23 protein-coding genes are annotated in these 17,396 nt (G+C 36.9%); all 23 read right to left on the bottom strand.

What is annotated here, in order from left to right; all coding sequences use genetic code 11:
• Positions 1-25: 25 nt before the first annotated feature.
• The 23 genes from R2876_03245 to mltG all read right to left on the bottom strand — a co-directional run bounded on the left by R2876_03245 (position 26) and on the right by mltG (position 17,386).
• Positions 26-907, bottom strand: coding sequence for a polyprenyl synthetase family protein (locus R2876_03245; GenBank protein ID MEZ4357633.1), 882 nt, complete (start codon positions 905-907; stop codon positions 26-28).
• Entirely contained in the window at positions 897-1,127 is a 231-nt protein-coding gene (gene xseB / locus R2876_03240) for an exodeoxyribonuclease VII small subunit (GenBank protein MEZ4357632.1), read from the bottom strand. Before xseB ends, R2876_03245 begins: the two co-directional genes overlap by 11 nt.
• Positions 1,114-2,334 carry an exodeoxyribonuclease VII large subunit gene (gene xseA / locus R2876_03235; GenBank protein ID MEZ4357631.1) on the bottom strand — a complete coding sequence of 407 codons (1,221 nt, stop codon included), beginning with the start codon at positions 2,332-2,334 and terminating at the stop codon, positions 1,114-1,116. Before xseA ends, xseB begins: the two co-directional genes overlap by 14 nt.
• Positions 2,335-2,363: 29 nt before the next feature.
• Entirely contained in the window at positions 2,364-3,314 is a 951-nt protein-coding gene (locus R2876_03230) for an O-sialoglycoprotein endopeptidase (protein ID MEZ4357630.1), read from the bottom strand.
• On the bottom strand, positions 3,295-3,723 hold the full coding sequence (gene nusB / locus R2876_03225) for a transcription antitermination factor NusB (protein MEZ4357629.1): 429 nt from the start codon (positions 3,721-3,723) through the stop codon (positions 3,295-3,297). The genes R2876_03230 and nusB overlap by 20 nt, the downstream gene beginning before the upstream one ends.
• An 11-nt stretch (positions 3,724-3,734) precedes the next feature.
• Positions 3,735-3,947: a DUF2273 domain-containing protein gene (locus R2876_03220; GenBank protein ID MEZ4357628.1), complete on the bottom strand. Its 213-nt coding sequence runs from the start codon at positions 3,945-3,947 to the stop codon at positions 3,735-3,737.
• 16 nt (positions 3,948-3,963) lie between these two features.
• Positions 3,964-4,503, bottom strand: coding sequence for an alkaline shock response membrane anchor protein AmaP (gene amaP / locus R2876_03215; protein MEZ4357627.1), 540 nt, complete (start codon positions 4,501-4,503; stop codon positions 3,964-3,966).
• Positions 4,504-4,580: 77 nt separating this feature from the next.
• A complete protein-coding gene (locus tag R2876_03210; protein ID MEZ4357626.1) occupies positions 4,581-4,970 on the bottom strand; it encodes an Asp23/Gls24 family envelope stress response protein in 390 nt (129 codons plus the stop codon).
• A 56-nt stretch (positions 4,971-5,026) separates the two neighbouring features.
• Positions 5,027-5,560 (bottom strand): SpoIIIAH-like family protein, encoded by a 534-nt coding sequence (locus R2876_03205; protein ID MEZ4357625.1) that lies wholly within the window; start codon positions 5,558-5,560, stop codon positions 5,027-5,029.
• 11 nt (positions 5,561-5,571) lie between these two features.
• Positions 5,572-6,162 (bottom strand): hypothetical protein, encoded by a 591-nt coding sequence (locus tag R2876_03200; protein ID MEZ4357624.1) that lies wholly within the window; start codon positions 6,160-6,162, stop codon positions 5,572-5,574.
• A gap of 26 nt (positions 6,163-6,188) precedes the next feature.
• Positions 6,189-6,485, bottom strand: a complete 297-nt coding sequence (locus tag R2876_03195) for a stage III sporulation protein AF (GenBank protein MEZ4357623.1) — start codon at positions 6,483-6,485, stop codon at positions 6,189-6,191.
• Between the two features lie 3 nt (positions 6,486-6,488).
• Positions 6,489-7,700 carry a stage III sporulation protein AE gene (locus R2876_03190; GenBank protein ID MEZ4357622.1) on the bottom strand — a complete coding sequence of 404 codons (1,212 nt, stop codon included), beginning with the start codon at positions 7,698-7,700 and terminating at the stop codon, positions 6,489-6,491.
• Positions 7,697-8,080 (bottom strand): SpoIIIAC/SpoIIIAD family protein, encoded by a 384-nt coding sequence (locus R2876_03185; protein MEZ4357621.1) that lies wholly within the window; start codon positions 8,078-8,080, stop codon positions 7,697-7,699. The genes R2876_03190 and R2876_03185 overlap by 4 nt, the downstream gene beginning before the upstream one ends.
• A gap of 1 nt (position 8,081) precedes the next feature.
• Positions 8,082-8,279 carry a stage III sporulation protein AC gene (spoIIIAC, locus tag R2876_03180; protein MEZ4357620.1) on the bottom strand — a complete coding sequence of 66 codons (198 nt, stop codon included), beginning with the start codon at positions 8,277-8,279 and terminating at the stop codon, positions 8,082-8,084.
• 21 nt (positions 8,280-8,300) lie between these two features.
• A complete protein-coding gene (locus R2876_03175) occupies positions 8,301-8,825 on the bottom strand; it encodes a stage III sporulation protein AB (protein MEZ4357619.1) in 525 nt (174 codons plus the stop codon).
• Between the two features lie 4 nt (positions 8,826-8,829).
• Positions 8,830-9,804 (bottom strand): stage III sporulation protein AA, encoded by a 975-nt coding sequence (locus tag R2876_03170; protein MEZ4357618.1) that lies wholly within the window; start codon positions 9,802-9,804, stop codon positions 8,830-8,832.
• A 103-nt stretch (positions 9,805-9,907) separates the two neighbouring features.
• On the bottom strand, positions 9,908-10,465 hold the full coding sequence (gene efp, locus R2876_03165) for an elongation factor P (GenBank protein ID MEZ4357617.1): 558 nt from the start codon (positions 10,463-10,465) through the stop codon (positions 9,908-9,910).
• Positions 10,466-10,496: 31 nt separating this feature from the next.
• Positions 10,497-11,561, bottom strand: a complete 1,065-nt coding sequence (locus R2876_03160; protein ID MEZ4357616.1) for an aminopeptidase P family protein — start codon at positions 11,559-11,561, stop codon at positions 10,497-10,499.
• A complete protein-coding gene (locus R2876_03155) occupies positions 11,558-12,415 on the bottom strand; it encodes a TIM barrel protein (protein ID MEZ4357615.1) in 858 nt (285 codons plus the stop codon). The genes R2876_03160 and R2876_03155 overlap by 4 nt, the downstream gene beginning before the upstream one ends.
• Positions 12,416-12,532: 117 nt before the next feature.
• Complete coding sequence (sigK, locus tag R2876_03150; GenBank protein ID MEZ4357614.1) at positions 12,533-13,237, bottom strand: RNA polymerase sporulation sigma factor SigK; 705 nt, start codon at positions 13,235-13,237, stop codon at positions 12,533-12,535.
• A 90-nt stretch (positions 13,238-13,327) separates the two neighbouring features.
• The gene (locus R2876_03145) at positions 13,328-14,773 is read right to left on the bottom strand and encodes a lipopolysaccharide biosynthesis protein (GenBank protein MEZ4357613.1); all 1,446 of its coding nucleotides are present in this window, start codon (positions 14,771-14,773) and stop codon (positions 13,328-13,330) included.
• A gap of 116 nt (positions 14,774-14,889) precedes the next feature.
• Positions 14,890-16,128, bottom strand: a complete 1,239-nt coding sequence (locus tag R2876_03140; GenBank protein MEZ4357612.1) for a U32 family peptidase — start codon at positions 16,126-16,128, stop codon at positions 14,890-14,892.
• The gene (gene mltG, locus R2876_03135; protein ID MEZ4357611.1) at positions 16,106-17,386 is read right to left on the bottom strand and encodes an endolytic transglycosylase MltG; all 1,281 of its coding nucleotides are present in this window, start codon (positions 17,384-17,386) and stop codon (positions 16,106-16,108) included. Before mltG ends, R2876_03140 begins: the two co-directional genes overlap by 23 nt.
• Positions 17,387-17,396 lie beyond the last annotated feature (10 nt).

The following is a 17,396-nucleotide window of genomic DNA, read 5'->3' as shown; positions in this document are numbered from 1 at the left end:
GTCAAGCTGTTTTAACCTTGCCAGATTAATGATTTCTTTCACTTAAGTATTCGGCAAGGCCGATAAACTTGGCGGCTTTACTGCCAAAAATGGATATATCATTAATTGAATTGTCTGTTAATTGTCTCGCGATTTTTTGCGATTTTTCTATACCGTAAAGATCTACGTATGTAAATTTACCTGCCTCTTTATCTTTTTTCGCAGTTTTACCCGTGTCATTTTCACTGCCGGTAACATCTAAGATATCGTCTATTATCTGGAATGCAAGGCCAATATTTGCACCGTAACATCTAATAGCGTTTAATTGCTTTTTATTAGGTGAACAAATTAGTAAACCCGATTCAAGAGATGCTATTATAATAGCTGCGGTTTTATTTTTATGAATTAAAATAAGTTCTTCCTCAGTTAATTTTTGCCCTTCGAGCCCTATATCCTGCCATTGCCCCGCGATCATTCCGTTTGGGCCGGATGCTGAAGCGATAGCTCGTATTGCCAAAATATGGTTTTGCAAATTATGCAGATATTTATTTGAATTTGCAAGCATAACTTCAAATGCATAGTTTAGCAGCGCATCCCCAACGAGTATAGCCTGGCCTTCCCCGTAAACCATATGGCTGGTCGGCTGCCCGCGCCTTAAAGTATCGTTATCCATTGCGGGAAGATCATCATGTATAAGCGAATACGTATGTATCATCTCAATGGCACATGCTATATCAAGCGTTTCATATAAGTCCCCGTCTAAAAGCTCGTTTGCCCAAACGTTAAGCGCAGGGCGGAGCCTTTTTCCGCCTGAGAGCACGCTATATTTCATCGCATCTCTAAGTTTTGGCAGAAAACCGCATTCGTTTAAAAGTATGTTTAAGCGTTCGTCTATCAATGAAGAGACTTTTAAAAGATCATTTTCCAACGCCTAAATCCTCGCTTCCGGTTACATACTGTGCCTTTGAGTTATTTAAATCAAGAATCTTAAGCTTGCCTTTTGAAGTTTCAAGCTGCTTTTCACACTCTGAAATCAGCTTCATACCTTGTTCATAAAGCTCCAGGGATTCTTCGATCTCAATGCCGTTTTCGTTAAGCTTTTCCAGTATTTCCTCAATTTTTTTAAGCTTTTCGCTAAAAGTCTTCATCTTTTTTCTCCTTTTTCTCTAAAATCTGTGCGGATATATTCCCGTCGTAAGCTATTATATTAACTTTTTCCCCTATTTTTATATCATTTACAGATAAGATATATTGCCCGGTGCTTCCCCTCATCACCATAAAACCGCGTTTTAATACGTTTAGAGGGTTTAGCTCTTTTAACAATTCCTTTTTTATGTATATGGTATTCTGTAAAGTTAAAAGTCTTAACTGAAAGTTCTTAAAAAGCGCTTCCTTGTGCCTTAAGAGTGCATCTTCCATACTCTTAATCTTATACGAAGGTGAAACCTCTTTCATGTTCTGTTTATAAAACATCAAATCCCTTTCACAGCCGTTGATTTTATTATATACATAAGAGGCAATCCATTCTTTAAAAGAATTTAACCGGTTTTTGATCTCTAAAATATCCGGTACGCCAAGTTCTGCAGCGACGGATGGCGTAGGAGCACGTAAATCCGCTGCCATGTCTGCTATAGAATAGTCCGTTTCGTGGCCAACTGCGGAAATTACGGGTATGTTAGACTCAAATATAGCCATTGCCACTACTTCTTCGTTAAAAGCAAATAAATCTTCAAAAGACCCGCCGCCGCGAGCTACAATAATTAAGTCTATGTCATCAAGAGTGTTTAAGTATTTGATTCCAGCCGCGATTTCATCTTTTGCACCTTCGCCCTGCACTCGTGAGGGATAAACTATTATATCTATACATGGGCATCTTCTCTTGATTATGTTTGAAATATCATGCATTACCGCACCTGTAGGAGAAGTAACTACTCCGATTTTCTGCGGGAAAAGCGGCAGAGGTTTTTTTATATCCGGGTCGAAAATGCCTTTTTTAAAGAGGCTTTCTTTTAATGCTTCAAACCTTTGATACAGTTCTCCGATGCCGCTTAATTCTATATCGATAACGTTTAGCTGCAGTCGCCCTGTTTGCTTAAAATAGTTTATGTTTGCCGTTACTATAACGCTTTGCCCGTCTTTCACCGTTATTCCTTGCGTCTTTTCTAAAAAATCAAACGTGATACAGTTAATAACGCCGCTTTCATCTTTTAAAGAAAAATAGGCAGTGCCAGTTGCATTTAAAGACAAATTGGCAATCTCGCCCTTAACCTGGATTTTTTTAAGCAGCGGATCAGAATACAGTTTTTTTGAGATATATTCATTTATCTGTGCAACGCTGAATAAAAGTTTAGCCATTAGTTTCTCCCAGTAAAAATAATTGTTGTCTATTGTTTTTCTTTAAAGTATAGCCTTTTTGCCATTAAAGCAAGGCCGGCAGCATTGTCTGCGCTATACTCTTTATTAGCAAATATCGTATTGATATTTGTTTGGTCTAAATCTTTTTTTATTGTATCTTTTATATAATCGCTTGAGCATACTCCGCCAAATAATATAACATCAGCTATGCCTGTTTCAATCGATGCATTTGATATTAGCCTGCAAATAGTTTTCGCGCAACAGTCAAACACCAGCTTTGAAAGTATATCTTTTTTGATCCCTTGCTTAATATAATTAATAACATATGTCTCTGCACCAGACAGATTGGCAGCAACACCATCAACTGTAATGGGCAAAGGCTTTACACTTGCTGGCATATTTCCTTTTGGCAAAAGCTTTTCCATATGGCCGCCGCACGGGAAAGGCAGCTTAAGTAAAACACCTGCCCTATCTATCAACTGGCCGCAGGTTATGTCTTTAGTTCCGCCAATATGCACTATTTCGTTTACTATACCGTTTAAAATGCCGGCTTTAAATACTTCTGTCGTCCCTCCGGAGATATGGCAGCAAAGATATTCGCCGTTTAACACTCCGTTCCCTATCATAGCAGAATAAAGATGACCGTGCTGGTGTGTTGAGGGATAGTACTTTATTCCATTTAAACCGGCTATTACCTTCGCATAGCTTTCAGACACCTTAAAGACAGGCATATAAGAGCCTTCAACTGGCCTTGGAGCCTCACTTGATGAGACGGCATGTAAATCGTTTAGAGCGCCGATACTAAAAAAAACGCCAGGCATATTTTTAATATGCAAAAACACGGCATCAGATTGCCTGATTCCGCGTTCGCCATCTTTAACTGTTAAAATAACTTTAACGTTTTTTAAAACATTTTCATTTTCATCTACAATCGCCGCTGAAGTGGTATAGCAGCTTGTGTCAATTCCCAAGAACTTCATTTTCATCAATCAGTGCCTTCGCACAGCCGCCGAGTACCCCGTTTATAAAGGTATGAGCATTTTCTGAAGAATATTTTTTAGCAAGTAAAACAGCCTCATTTATAGCGACTTTAACAGGTACATTTAAATAAAACATCTCACAGACTGCTAAACGAATAATAGATAGGTCTACCTTTGAAAGCCTGTCTATGCTCCAGTCTATGGTATTGTCACTGATTAGCTTATCTATTTCATCTTTTTTCTCAATAAAAATGCTCATGGCATTTTCTATATAGTCTTTTTGATCTTCATATGAGTTGGATTTTGTTTCGTCTTGTATGATATCTGGTATATCGAATGAAAATTCACCGGTTACTTCGTATACATAGAATACCTTCATTAGTATTTCTCTTGCTGCTTTTCTTCCCAATTTATTACCTCTTATTTGAATGGAAGTATTTTATCAAAAAAGTTTATAATACTGTTTTTAATATTTTCATTCCTGCCTATAACAGCCCCGATAAAAACGCAAATAAACAACAAAAGCGTGCGCCAGAAGTTTATGGTTATAATCAATAACCCAATAAAAAGCCCGATAGCTGCGCCTATAATTAGGCCTTTATTTTTTTTATAAAACTCATCAAAGCCGCTCATGTCTACCTCCGTAATACTACATCTGTGACAAGGGTTCTACAGTAATTACAATCTGCACCTGTGTAACCGAAATACCGGTATACGTTTCTATTTCATTTTTAAGGCCTTCTTCAAGCTGAGACGTTAACTCTGGTATGCTTATATGCGGTTCAACAGTAAGTTTGGCGTTTATAATAACGCCCTCTTCTTTCGATATAATGTGTATTTTAGATGATTTAACACCGTTAACATCGGTCATATACCTTTGGGCCATCTGTTCTATTGCAATAATAGCAACTTCAACTACGCTAGACTCTGTTTTTCTCAAAGTCTTTGTTTTTAAGCGTTTGGATGTAGTGCGTGCAAACATCAGACTAAAACTTAGTATTAATATGAGCATACATATTATGGCAGCAATTATCCTCACTGCCGTATTTTCGTATATAAGTTTGACCCAATACTCCGGATGTATCCTATTAATAAGATTTGTAGCACAAGAAAGCACGATAACAGCTATAAAAATAAATACGAGGATATAGAGTGTTAGTAAAGTTCTAAAAATTATCTTTTGTTTCATGGCATGTCCCTCATTAGTACTAAATTTAAAATCAGCGCTTTTAAAGAAGTGTTTCTAAAAGTGCTGATTTTAATACATCATTTTTCTTCTACATCTTCGGAAGGCTTTTCTATACGTACGCCTTGAACATTTACATTTATTTCAGAGACTTCAAGCCCCGTCATTGTCTCAATAGCTTTTTTCACACTTTTTTGAACAGCTGCACAAACTTTATGTATTTCTACGCCATAATCAACTACAACAAACAAATCAACTTTTACTTTATCCTGAGTGATTTCAACCTTAACCCCTTTAGTCAAGTTCTTTCGGCCGAGCATTTCTGCAATACCGCCGATTATACCGCCGCTCATTGCGGCAATGCCATCTATTTCTGTAGCTGCGAGCCCTGCTATAGTTGCAACAACATCATTTGCGAAAGTGATACTGCCATTCTTTTCCTGTTTTAAATTATAATTATTTTCGGACATAATAATACCTCCAATTTAGTGTAATTATATACTATTCTTGCCGATTTGTAAATTTATTATTTGACCTGAGGTATTATTTTAATGTTTTTTGCCGGCTCATTCGTTTCTGTTTGAACTATATCCAATATCTGGGCAACCTGCTCTTCTGTTATGCTATCTGTCTGGACCACGACATTAACAGATCCGGTCTGCACTGTTACTAAAGTTTCCCCGAAACCCTTGGCGCTTAAAAGCCCTTCTAAAGTTAATTCCTTTTCCATTGAGTTCACTATTTCAAGTTGTTGGGCTTTTGCGTCTGCCAAAATATCTTCATCGCTCTTCTCGTCCGCAATAATTGATTCAAGATAAGAAATTTCCTGTTGTCTTGTAGTCTCGCGGTTTGCTTTATATTTTTCAAAGTAACTTGCTGATACTGAGGTAGCCGTATCTCCGTCAGTGGATGTATCCGACGCAATTTCACTGCTTTCTACGCTTTCCATAGTATCAGTGGCGCTTGTATTATCTAGCCCCAAACGATAGTTTAAGTAACCAGCCCCAAACACAACAGCTACTAACAAAACTACTAAAATGTATTTTTTTGCGTTCTTCATCTTATTCTCCTTTATTTACTCATTTCAAAAATTTCTACCTTTTGTGCCTCAACTCCCATAATAGTTTGAACAGCTCTTTGCAGGTTAAGACGAACTGCTATGTCATTTGCGCCTTCCGCTATAACTATTACGCCTAGAACTTTCGGCAGTTTTTGAGTGATTATCAAAGCTTCTTCATCGCTGCCGTTTTGAATTTTAACAACTTCAGATTCTTCGTTTTCCGTCTGAGAAGTTTTATCAGAACTGTCGCTTGAATCTGACGTATTCGTCGTTTGCTTATCCGTGACAATAGCAGGAACGATTTCTTCGCTCGTTTCATAGGTGATCATAACCGTTACTTCACCCGCGCCGCTTATTTTAGACAGTGTACTTTCAAGGTCCTCTTTTATTTGCTGTTCATAGTCATCGGCTGAAGATTCGCTTGTAACTTCGGCTTCGGCTGTTGATTCCTCGCTGGTTGTTTCTGCCGGCCAAAACGACGAAAAATAAATCACCAGTATAACTGCTATAATAATTATTATTGCAATATAGTACGTCTTTTTTTTGGAGTTTAGTTTCTTGTACTTATCAATAAGCTCCTTGGCTTTACTTACTATTTCCACTTTCTCCTCCGTAACAAGTTTATTTATTAATTTTTATTTTCTTCATCGAGATTATATGACTCATATATATAATCTTTATATTTTGACATATCAATTTCTTCATATTTAATTTCGGGAGAAGATGAAAAATCGATATCTAATCCCTCTCCGTCGCTTTTTATCAGATTTATTATTGGAGATAAAAACATCATGATAACAAGAAGCGAAATTGCATACCGGACGTATTTTTTTATATTGGAAGAAGGCAATATCCCCTCAAGCAGTGCAGACAGCACTGCAAGCACTGCAAAACTCATCAGCCATTCTGAAAAAAAACTGCTCATGATTTACCTCAACATCAAGTTCATATTACCGGCACTCATTACCATTGATATACTTGCAATAAATATGACACCGACCGTTGCTACAACAGCCAGAAGATACATGAATGCTTCAGACATACCGTGCAACAGCTCAGATACACTGTTATCTGAAATGGGTTTTATAACGGCTGCCGCTATTCTAAAGACAAAATACTGTGCCAGCAGGTTTACAGCCGGGATAAACGTGATCCCAAGTATCATGATAATGCCGGCAACTCCAAGTGCATTTTTTATAAGAGCCGAACTAACTACCATCATATCAACAGTGTCAGAGAGCATACCGCCTATTACAGGTACAACCTTATCAATAGTATATTTTGCGGCTTTTATAGATACCCCGTCGAAGGTTCCGCCTATAAGCCCTTGGAGCGATATAAACCCTATAAAAATTATGAATACGATGCCAAGGGACCACTTTATAATACTTTTTGCTACACCTGTAAAGCTGTTTAACTTTACGGTTTTTGAAAAAGTACTTATTATTATCATTACGCACATAATAAGCAACAATGGAAGTATGAATGTTTTTATAAAAGCACTTATGCCACCGGTTATTATCGTCGTTGCCGGTTTTAATAGGTTAGTGGTCGAGATACCACCTATCATGGTAAGCAGCAGATACATAACCGGGAAAAAGTTAGTTGAAAACGAAGAAAGCCCGTCTATTATCGTTATTCCCTGGTTAAACATGCTTATAAATGCGCCTAAACATATCCCGCATATTAAAAGATACTCGGCCCAGTATGCGATACCGGATACCCCTTCTTTGCCAAAGGCTGGGCTAAAACCAGATAAAATAGCAAACAGTATGGATATGATCATTATCTGCACTATTATCGGAAGCGTATTTTTTATCCCTGAAAAAACACTGTCTACTATAAATTCAAAGATGTTGTCATAGTCTACGAACATTTTACCGGAGGCGAAATCGCTTATCAGCGTCTTTAAGTCCTTGTCCTCAGTAAAGATGCCTATATTTCCCTGTTCATTATAAAAATCTTCTATTTCACTTAAATCAAGGGAATCAAGCGAAGAATCTATATTATTATTTAGTTCTTCTTCAAGCTGTTCGTCTATGTCATCTTCATCCGTTTCGCCGCTGGCTTGGCTCATAAAAAGACAAAAAGCCAGAATTGATATCATCAGTATTAATACAATTAAACATCTTTTTCTCATAGTAACCCTGTAACCATTTCTATAAATGCACTTAAGAGCGGAAGAGTCATAGCTATTATCACTACTCTGCCGGACAGCTCGACCAAAGATGCGGTAGACTTCTCCCCTGCATCATTTAGAATCTGTGTTGCAAATTCACATATGTATGAAACGCCTATAATTTTTAAAACGATAGTTATGTTGCTTATCGGTATGTTGAATTCACTTACTATCTCCTTTATATATTCAACACTGCCGGATAAATAATTTACTATGAAAATGAATATTATAAGCCCCGATACTATACTTATCTGAAATGCTATTTCCGGCTGCTTGGATTTTATCGTTAGAATAAAAGCCGCTGCTAAAATACCTATTAAAACTATTTTTATGATATCCATATCAATATAGTTCAAATATTTGCTTTATGCTTGTAAATAGGTCGCTTACCATGTTTACGACCATCAGAAGCACTATGACAAGCCCTGCTATCGTTGCCATAGTAGCCATGTCTTCCCTTCCGGAACGAATCAAAAGCTGGTTTAAAACAGCGATTAATATGCCTATTGCCGCAATTTTAAAAACTATGTCTATATTCATGTTAATAAGCTCCTCCGCTTTTTAAATAATTAAAATCACAAGTAGAAATCCGCCGAATAAACTTAGTGCATTTATCAGTTTCTGCTTTCCGGGTGCAATATCAGAAAGCTTTTTTATCTTTAATTCGTAATCATTGATAATTGCGTTTATGCCTTTTGAAGAGTCTGAGTCAAATACTAGCCGTTTTCCGGTCTGCATTATAAGTTTCATTTCCTCTTTATTTAGAGAAAGTAAAAAATCGCTTTTATCTTTGTAGTTTGAAACAGCCGCCTTCCATATGTCTTCAAACCTTTCATTCGGATTAGTATTTATTTTTTGTGCGCATTCGTTTAAAAACCCGGCCAAATATTTATCAGACATCTCCGCGCGCCTTTTAAGCGCTACGTCAAGCGGATACATCTGCTGCCTTATATCACAATCCATAAGATATATGACTTCTTTAAAGTCGCTTAAGGCTTTTAACCTGTAAGTATATTTCTTAGAGTTTATCTGCCCAATATATCCGCAAAGAGCAATTATACCTATGCACAGCAAAAACTTAAGCATATATTTATCCTCCGTTAAGCGCAATTGCACCGCAGTTTAACTGGTTTAAATCCTCGTCTAGGACCTGTTCCAAAGTAGCACGCCCTAGGCTGTCTCCTAAAAGCGCGTATCTTGAAAAAAACTTTTTTTCTATCATCTTCTTAAAGTTCTGCCTTGAAGTTAGCTGTTTTATAGATGCGGCGTGTGCCGTAGTTACAAAGCTGACACCGCAATTTATACATTCACTTATGGCCGCAGTATCCGCTGCATCGCCCAGTTCGTCTGTAATAACTACGTCTGGGGAAAGCGCGCGTATTGCCATTTGTATGCCCTGCCCTTTGCTTATGCCGTTTATTATGTCGGTATAAAGCCCAACATTATATCCAGGAATTCCTTCGTTTACGGCGGCTATCTCCATCCGCTCGTCGACTATACAAACCTTTTTACAGTACTTGTCTCCGGACAGATTTCTCGCTACGTCTCTTATAAGAGTCGTCTTCCCCATCTGTGGCATAGATATGATTAAAGTATTTAAAACATGTCCCTTATTTAAGATAAAAGGCAATAGTTTATTTGATACTCCGAGAACTTCTCTTGGGATCCTTATATTTATACCGCTGATATCCTTAAAGCCCACTATGCTACTTCCGTGCATTATACCTGTTCCTGATATCCCTATTCTGTATCCCCCTTCTATAGTTAGAAATGCGTTTTTAAGCTGATTTGAAAACACCATTGCTGAATGTTTGGTAAATGAAGAGTAGATATCATATATGTCCTCTGAGAGGCACTTAATTGCCGTTTCAGGCTCATAGACCAGCTTGCCATGTTTAGTTAAAAAAACCCGTCGATCGTTCGTATAGATAACAAGCGGCGCGTTTATTCTAAACCTTATTTCTTCCGCACTGTTTATTAAAACGTCATCGATTAAGGTGAATGCTTTTTTTATTTCTGGCGGAAAATATTTATAAAGTTCCTCTTTTATATTTTTTTCGTACATACGTATATCTCTTCTTTCATATTTTAATGTATACGTTAACCCTGAAAAAAATATAACAAAAAAGAGGCTTTTTAAAGCCTCTTTAAAATTTAATTAAATTTTACTATACGCGTTCCATGTATTCGCCTGTACGTGTATCTATCCTTATTACATCTCCTGTGCTTACAAACAACGGGACCATTATTTTAGCACCGGTTTCAACGATGGCAGGTTTGTTCCCGGATGTTGCCGTATCACCTTTAAAACCGGGCTCTGTTTCTACTATCTCCAGTTCTACGAAGTTAGGAGGTTCAACAGAAAATGCATCGCCTTTAAAGAACTTTATATCTACACTCATATTTTCTTTCATGTAGGGCAAAGCCTCTGCTACTTTTTCACGGTTAAGCGGAAGCTGCTCGTATGTTTCGTTATCCATGAAATAATATAATTCGCCATCATTGTAAAGATACTGCATTTCTTTTTTCTCTACATGGGCTTTAGGGAATTTTTCAGTTGGGTTAAACGTCTTTTCAAGAACATTGCCTGACATAATATTTTTAATCTTTGTGCGGACAAATGCCGCGCCTTTACCTGGTTTTACATGCTGAAAGTCAACAATTGTCCAAACCTGGCCGTCAATTTCAATTGTAACGCCTTTTCTAAAATCGCCGGCTGAAATCATAAGTATTTACCTCCAAGTTTACTGGTATTTATTATACTATAATAAGTTGTCTGTTAGCAATACTCAAACTTACCAGTTTTTCATTTTTAATGGCGCAGATATCTTCAATCCTAACGCCAAATTTACCCTCGATATAAATTCCCGGTTCTATAGTAAAGACCATACCCTCGGTTAAAACCATATCTGAAAGAGAGCTTATTCTCGGAAGCTCATGAATGTCCAGGCCAACTCCATGGCCTAAACTATGCCCGAATTGCTTTTCATATCCTGCTTCTTTGATATAGTTTCTGGCAATATCATCTAATTTACTTGCCTTCATGCCTAATCTAAATGAATCAAATGCAAGCTTATTAGCTTCCCTTACTACTTCATAGACCCTTTTCTGTTGGTCTGATATACTGCCGACGGCAACAGTCCTTGTAAAATCAGAACAATATCCGTCTTTTTTGCAGCCAAAATCAAATGTAATGAAATCACCGGTTTGTATTTTCCTGCCAGAACACTGCGCATGAGGCAGAGATGAGTTTTCTCCTGATGCTATTATTGCATTAAAAGCTATATCAAGCCCATCTTTGTGCATCATATAATAAAGCTCGGCTTTTAAATCGTTTTCTGAAACGCCAGGCTTTATGAAATTTAAAATCTTTTCAAAGAACTCGTCATTTTTCCTAGCTGCTTTGCTGATTATTGAGATTTCGTTTTCGTCTTTAATAGATCTTATCTTATTTATTTCATCTTCACATGGAAAAATTTCTATATCTGATAAACTATCTTTTAAAAGCAGGTATTCTCCGGCTGTAATTTTATTTTCGTCTATGGCTAATTTTTCAGCTTTTATATAAAGTATTATTTCTATTGCCGTCTTTATTGCGGATTTACCCTGTGTCATAACTATATCAAACCCTAAAACCTGTTTTTTAGCTTGTTCGATATACCTGAAATCAGTTATGAAAAACCTTTTATCACCATAAATTACTATTACGCTTTCTTCTCCCGTGTATCCGGAAAAATACCGTACGTTATTAGGGCCGCAAAGTAAAAACGCCGCTTGACTATCATAAATTTCAGAAAGATTTTTTATCCTTAAATTGGTCATATAAGCTTTTTGTACTCCTCATAGGCCTTCTTCATAGCTAAGGCGTCTTTTGCCATAGTCCCCTTTGATTCGCATATGACGACCGGCGACATGTCGCGCAGGGCAAATTGCTTCATAAGTGGCTTGAAATCCGGCCCGAACTCTTTGCTTTCAAATGTCAGATGCTTTTTTTCGCCGCTTTGAGTAAATTCTATTTTACTGAAGTGGCAATGTATGATAGATGCCCTTTTACTGCCAAGTTCTTTTTCTATAAAGTCTAAAATCGCTATATAATCTTCTTCGCCTTGTATGCCGCCAAGAGTCCTTGCATAAAGGTGGCCAAAATCAATTGTCGGTATTATACGCATGTCTATTTGGCAAAGCTTGACTACTTCTTCAAGTGTGCCTACTTGATTTATTTTGCCCATTGTTTCAGGGCATAATAGTATATCTTCAAATCCCTCGCCATCCAGTATCTTTATTATTTCCCTAAATTTACTGTGTATAGTCGTAAATGCTACTTCCCTGTCTATCCCGGCGCTTGTCCCAGGATGGATTATAACTCGGTTGCCACCCATCATCTTGACTGCAGAAGCAGATGATAGAATGTATCCTATATTATTTTTCGCCTTAGTTTCGTCTGTTGTCGCTAGATTTATATAGTACGGGGCATGTGCGCTTATGGCAATACCATACTTTTTAACTTCATCTTTTATCTTTGCTGCGGTTTCGCTATTTATCCTTACACCCCTGCCAAATGAATATTCGTAAGCATTTAAACCCTTATCGTATATCCATTTCATGGCCTCATACGTATGATTATATCCGTCGGCATAAAACTCTTCTGAATTCCCTGAAGGCCCAAATCTTATCATGTGGTTACCCCGTCTTTCTTTTATGGGTTTTTATTTATTTTACTACAACATCTATCTTTAAACAAACTTTTGTTTACCTATACGTAAAGATTTTTATTAAAAACAAACAAGGGTAGTTTAATCCCACCCTTGTTTGTTATCTTTAAACTCAAATGCCAGCTTTTTAAGTGCCCTGCTTTCTATCCTGGATACATAGGAGCGCGAAATACCCAGTTTTTGAGCTATCTCTCTTTGCGTATAACCCTTTTTGTAGTGTATGCCATATCTAAGCTCTATAACGGTTCTTTCCCTGCTTGTAAGCGTTTTGTTTATAAGCGCATACAGCTTTTCTATTTCCAGCTTTAAGTTTACTTCGTCTATTACATTTTCATCTTTAGTGGATATGATATCTATAAGTGCTATTTCAACGCCTTCTTTATCAACGCCTATTTGATCGTTTAAGGATATTTCGCTGTTTTTTCTCTTTAGTGCCCTAACTGACATCAGTATTTCGTTTTCAATACACCGTGAAGCGTAGCTTACTAAGCGTATTTTTTTATTAGGATCAAAGGTGTTGACCGCTTTTATAAGCCCTATAGTACCTATGGAAATCAAATCGTCGTTGTCTATATTGAGATTGTCGTATTTTTTTGCAATATGCGCAACTAAACGAAGATTATGTTCTATTAATATATTTCTCGCATCCTCATCGCCACGGCACATAAGGCACAGATACTTTTTTTCATCTTCCAGAGAAAGCGGCATCGGAAATGACTTTCCCTCTGAAAAATATCCGGCTAGAAAAGTTAACCCTTTTAAAAATGAAAAGATCTCTAAAATCATAGTCGCCTCCGTAAAATTGAGTACGATAATACCTATGCTTTTAAAGACCATTAGTTGTCTGTCCGTATTTTATATTAAATTTTTGACTGATTAAGCCACCTTTTTTCTCTTCTTGAAAAAGTCTTTTAGTGAAGTAAGCAGGTAAGTAAAACATTCGAATTTAAATATTTTAGCCAGCCCTACGTATATAGTTACACCTAGCACTATTTGAATTATTAAAATTAACATTGGTTCAAGTTCTAGGAAATTTATTCTATATACTGCTATTCCCATTATTAGTGATATAAACAAAGAAGGAAAAATATCTTTTGCCTGCTCGGCATAGCTATAATTAAGCAGCTTTTTATTTGGGTATATATTGACAAAGGCCGAGATTATTCCGCTTATAAGTATACCAATCGCCATAGCATAAATACCTATAAACATAGTAATGATTAATATTACAAAACTTATAGATCTCTTGATTATTTCTAATTTTAAAAAGATATCACTTCTCCCCAAGGCATTTATAGCCTGTAAATTTGCGGTATGTATGGGAGTAATAGCATAACTTATGCAGAATATTTGCATAAATGGAACTGACGGTAACCATTTATCTGTCAGTAATATCCTTACAAAAGGCTCGGAAATAGCAGCAAGCCCTATCATGGCCGGGAAAATAATAAAAGAACTCGTGACTATAGTGCGCCTGACTATTTCTTTAACCCTTTTTTTGTCATCCTGTTCATTTGCCAGAACAGGGAACAATACCGGTTGTATCGAAGAATCCATATTAGTGGCAATAAGTTCTGGGACCTGTATCCCACGGTTAAAATATCCAAGCATGCTTGCGTTATACATTTTACCTATAACAAGGCTGCGCAAATCCCAATCTAATCTGTTGATTATAGAAGAAACTAATATTTTCCAGCCATAGGAGAATAGACCCTTAACTTTTTTTAAGGAGAATAAAAGCTTTGGCCTCCATTTTACGGTAAACCAAAGGATAATTGTTATGCTGATTTGGCTGGCTATTTGCTGATATACTAGTGCCCATACGCCAAAGCCGCTGTAAGCTAAATAAATACCTATAGAACCAGATATTATTATGGAACCTAAACTACTGAAAAATAACATTTTAAACAACATTTTTTTTGCTATATAGGCATTCTGAATTGAAGTGAAAGGAGATAAAAACAGCGACAAAGCCAACACTCTTAATACTTGAATCAAAATTGGCTTATCGTAAAAACTTGCTATCAAAGGAGCTGAAAAGAAAATTATTAAATATAATAATATAGTAAAAATAAAGCTCAAATAAAATACAGATGAAAAATCTACCTCATCCGCATCTTTTTTTTGAATTAGTGCATTGTTAAAGCTAGATTGAACAAAAATATTAGCGATAACTATAAATACTGTTATCAAAGCAATTATTCCGTAATCTTCAGGTGAAAGAAGCCTTGCCAATACTATTGATATTATCAGCTGTATTCCTTGTGTCCCACCGCGCTCCAGTAACTTCCATACAAGAGAAGACAGGACTTTATTTTTCACTTCACTCAAATTTTATCTCCCGTCAATAAGTAAAATTATTAAAAAAGCGTATTCATTATATACAAATAACTAACACTTTACAACTATATAAGTTTTTTGAAGACGTAAAATTACTGCTATACGCTTTTCTTCAATAAGTCTCCATCATTTAATTTAAACGGGCAATTTATATATAGTATCTGCTTTGGATGCGGTGCCGCATCTAGAAAAATACCATCTTCAGTCTTAATAGTCTCAACTATAAATTTACCTGTAATATTCGGTGATATAACTGCCAGAGTATCGCCGACTAAAAACTTATTTCTTTGTTCTATCTTAACTAGACCATTTTCAGAATCATATTCCAAAACTTTTGCCGCAAATAATTGGTTAGGTATTGCAATATCCCGCTCAGTTTGCTGCCCTTTTAAATAAGGATTGCCAAAATAAAATCCGGTTGTAAAATCGCGTGTTCCAGAGTCGTATAAATTTTCAAGGAGAGACTTGTCAAATTCTTTGCCATTCAACATGTCGTCGATGGCCCTCCTGTATGCACCGACAGTGCAGGCAACATAATAGGCGGATTTCATCCTGCCCTCTATTTTAAAAGATGAAACGCCTGCATTAAGTAATTTGCCTAAATGCTCGATCATCATCAAGTCTTTTGAATTTAATATGTAAGTCCCACGTTCGTCTTCGGATATGGGAAAATATTGGCCAGGATAACCTTTTTCATATAGGTAATATTCCCATCTGCATGGCTGCGCACATTCGCCTAAATTTCCGCTCCTGCCGGTTAAAACGCTGCTTAAAAGGCACCGCCCGGAATAGGATATACACATGGCACCATGTACGAAGGCCTCCAAATCAAGAGTTTCAGGCGTGTTTTCTCTTAGGCGCTTTATTTGTTCGATAGACATTTCACGTGCAAGTACTATACGCTTAACACCGTTTTTATGCCAGAAAGAAGCTGATTTAGAATTGGTCGTATTCGCCTGCGTGCTTAAATGTATTTGAATATCAGGGGCAATGTCTTTAATAAATGAAATTGCTCCGGGATCGGATACGATAAGCGCATCTACACCAATTGCCTCAACTTCTTTTACGTAACTCTCGAACTTTTTAAAATCCTCATCATAAAACGCCGCATTTGCTGTTAAATAAATTTTTTTGTTTTGAGAATGCACTAAGGATACGGCATCATTTAGCTGTTGAATGTCAAAATTTTGGGCAAAAGCCCTCAGCCCAAAGTTGGTCCCGCCTAAATAGACGGCATCGGCCCCAAATTTAAGCGCCGACCTAAGACTTTCATCTGAGCCGGCGGGTGCTAGAAGTTCAATTTTTAAATTAGGATCATTCTTCGTTGCTGTTATCATATTCAATCCATAAATCTTTGTATTTAGCAGTATTCTCCTGGTGTTCTTTTAAGGTCTTTGCAAACACAAGCTCACCGGTAGACGGGTCTGCCGTGCAGAAATACAGGTACTTTTCTTTAAGATACGTTTCATCCGGATAAAGCGCCGCTTCAATAGCACTTTTACCTGGGTTGCATATTGCACCAACAGGCAGGCCGGCATACTTGTAAGTATTATAAGGCGAATCTATTGATATATCTGCGTCAGACAAATATAGTTTTCTAGTACCTAAAATGTATTGTACCGTAGCACAAGACTCAAGTGACATGCCTTTTTCAAGCCGATTATGGAATACAGCGGATATCTTTTTGAAATCTTTTGTCTTTCCTTCGCGCTCTATAATAGAAGCAAGTATAACTACGTCATTTATAGACATATTAAGCTCTTCTGCCCTTGCCAGATATACGTCATTAAATATCTGCGGGAAACGGTTCAACATCTTTTTTATTATGGTATCGGCACTAGAATCTGTATATATCTCATAAGTATCCGGGAATAAATAGCCTTCAAGTGCATATTTTGCGCTACCGTTTGAATACTGAATTTCAGATGAAGCAGCAGAGTCGTCTGAACCATCTTCCGGTTCTGTTCCTGTGTCGCTTAAATCCGCTATAAAACTATAATCAGAATAACTTTCGCCTGATTTTGCGAGTTCTAAAAATTCATCGCTTGAAGTCAGGATACCCTCGTCGAGCAAGATATTCGCTATATCTTCCACGGTAGAGCCCTCTGTTACTGTAAATGTAGTAACCAGCCCTTCATCGCTGCCCTGGCTTAACAGGAACATTATATCTTTCATCGTCATGTTTTTTGAGAGGAAATACGTGCCGGCCCTGAGTTTAGAAGCAGCGTCTGAAAAGTCTACATAAAATTTAAATACTGTTCCATTCCTAATTAACCCTTTTTCTTCCAATATAGATGCTATTTTGGATACCGAGGAGCCTTTTGGTATCTCAACTTGAACAGCAGTATCGTTAAATAAATCTACAGGCAAATATATCATGTTTCTTATCATCAAGAATCCAAGTACAAATATAACGATTGCAATAGCAAAAGAGATGCCTAACATTGCATACGGCGGCAGCTTTTTTTTAGGCGTTTTTTCTTTTTGCCCGATTTTTTCACCAACTTTAAAATCATCGTTTTTTACATTGTCATCTTTATCTTTATTTAGTTTAAGGGAAATGGTCTCATCTTTCAGATGATATATTTTTGCCATTTAAATCGCC

This window comes from Eubacteriales bacterium, from assembly GCA_041390245.1.
Taxonomy (GTDB): domain Bacteria; phylum Bacillota; class Clostridia; order Christensenellales; family JAWKQI01; genus JAWKQI01.
The sequence above is the reverse complement of the archived record's forward strand: the minus strand, read 5'-3'. Positions and strand labels throughout refer to the sequence as shown.

Excerpts from the sequence above, each read along its gene's own strand:
- xseB (MEZ4357632.1), bottom strand. The coding sequence starts at position 1,127 with ATGAAGACTTTTAGCGAAAAGCTTAAAAAAATTGAGGAAATACTGGAA.
- xseA (MEZ4357631.1), bottom strand. The coding sequence starts at position 2,334 with ATGGCTAAACTTTTATTCAGCGTTGCACAGATAAATGAATATATCTCA.
- R2876_03230 (MEZ4357630.1), bottom strand. The coding sequence starts at position 3,314 with ATGAAGTTCTTGGGAATTGACACAAGCTGCTATACCACTTCAGCGGCG.
- R2876_03220 (MEZ4357628.1), bottom strand. The coding sequence starts at position 3,947 with ATGAGCGGCTTTGATGAGTTTTATAAAAAAAATAAAGGCCTAATTATA.
- amaP (MEZ4357627.1), bottom strand. The coding sequence starts at position 4,503 with ATGAAACAAAAGATAATTTTTAGAACTTTACTAACACTCTATATCCTC.
- R2876_03210 (MEZ4357626.1), bottom strand. The coding sequence starts at position 4,970 with ATGTCCGAAAATAATTATAATTTAAAACAGGAAAAGAATGGCAGTATC.
- R2876_03205 (MEZ4357625.1), bottom strand. The coding sequence starts at position 5,560 with ATGAAGAACGCAAAAAAATACATTTTAGTAGTTTTGTTAGTAGCTGTT.
- R2876_03195 (MEZ4357623.1), bottom strand. The coding sequence starts at position 6,485 with ATGAGCAGTTTTTTTTCAGAATGGCTGATGAGTTTTGCAGTGCTTGCA.
- R2876_03190 (MEZ4357622.1), bottom strand. The coding sequence starts at position 7,700 with ATGAGAAAAAGATGTTTAATTGTATTAATACTGATGATATCAATTCTG.
- R2876_03185 (MEZ4357621.1), bottom strand. The coding sequence starts at position 8,080 with ATGGATATCATAAAAATAGTTTTAATAGGTATTTTAGCAGCGGCTTTT.
- spoIIIAC (MEZ4357620.1), bottom strand. The coding sequence starts at position 8,279 with ATGAATATAGACATAGTTTTTAAAATTGCGGCAATAGGCATATTAATC.
- R2876_03175 (MEZ4357619.1), bottom strand. The coding sequence starts at position 8,825 with ATGCTTAAGTTTTTGCTGTGCATAGGTATAATTGCTCTTTGCGGATAT.
- R2876_03170 (MEZ4357618.1), bottom strand. The coding sequence starts at position 9,804 with ATGTACGAAAAAAATATAAAAGAGGAACTTTATAAATATTTTCCGCCA.
- efp (MEZ4357617.1), bottom strand. The coding sequence starts at position 10,465 with ATGATTTCAGCCGGCGATTTTAGAAAAGGCGTTACAATTGAAATTGAC.
- R2876_03160 (MEZ4357616.1), bottom strand. The coding sequence starts at position 11,561 with ATGACCAATTTAAGGATAAAAAATCTTTCTGAAATTTATGATAGTCAA.
- R2876_03155 (MEZ4357615.1), bottom strand. The coding sequence starts at position 12,415 with ATGATAAGATTTGGGCCTTCAGGGAATTCAGAAGAGTTTTATGCCGAC.
- sigK (MEZ4357614.1), bottom strand. The coding sequence starts at position 13,237 with ATGATTTTAGAGATCTTTTCATTTTTAAAAGGGTTAACTTTTCTAGCC.
- R2876_03140 (MEZ4357612.1), bottom strand. The coding sequence starts at position 16,128 with ATGATAACAGCAACGAAGAATGATCCTAATTTAAAAATTGAACTTCTA.
- mltG (MEZ4357611.1), bottom strand. The coding sequence starts at position 17,386 with ATGGCAAAAATATATCATCTGAAAGATGAGACCATTTCCCTTAAACTA.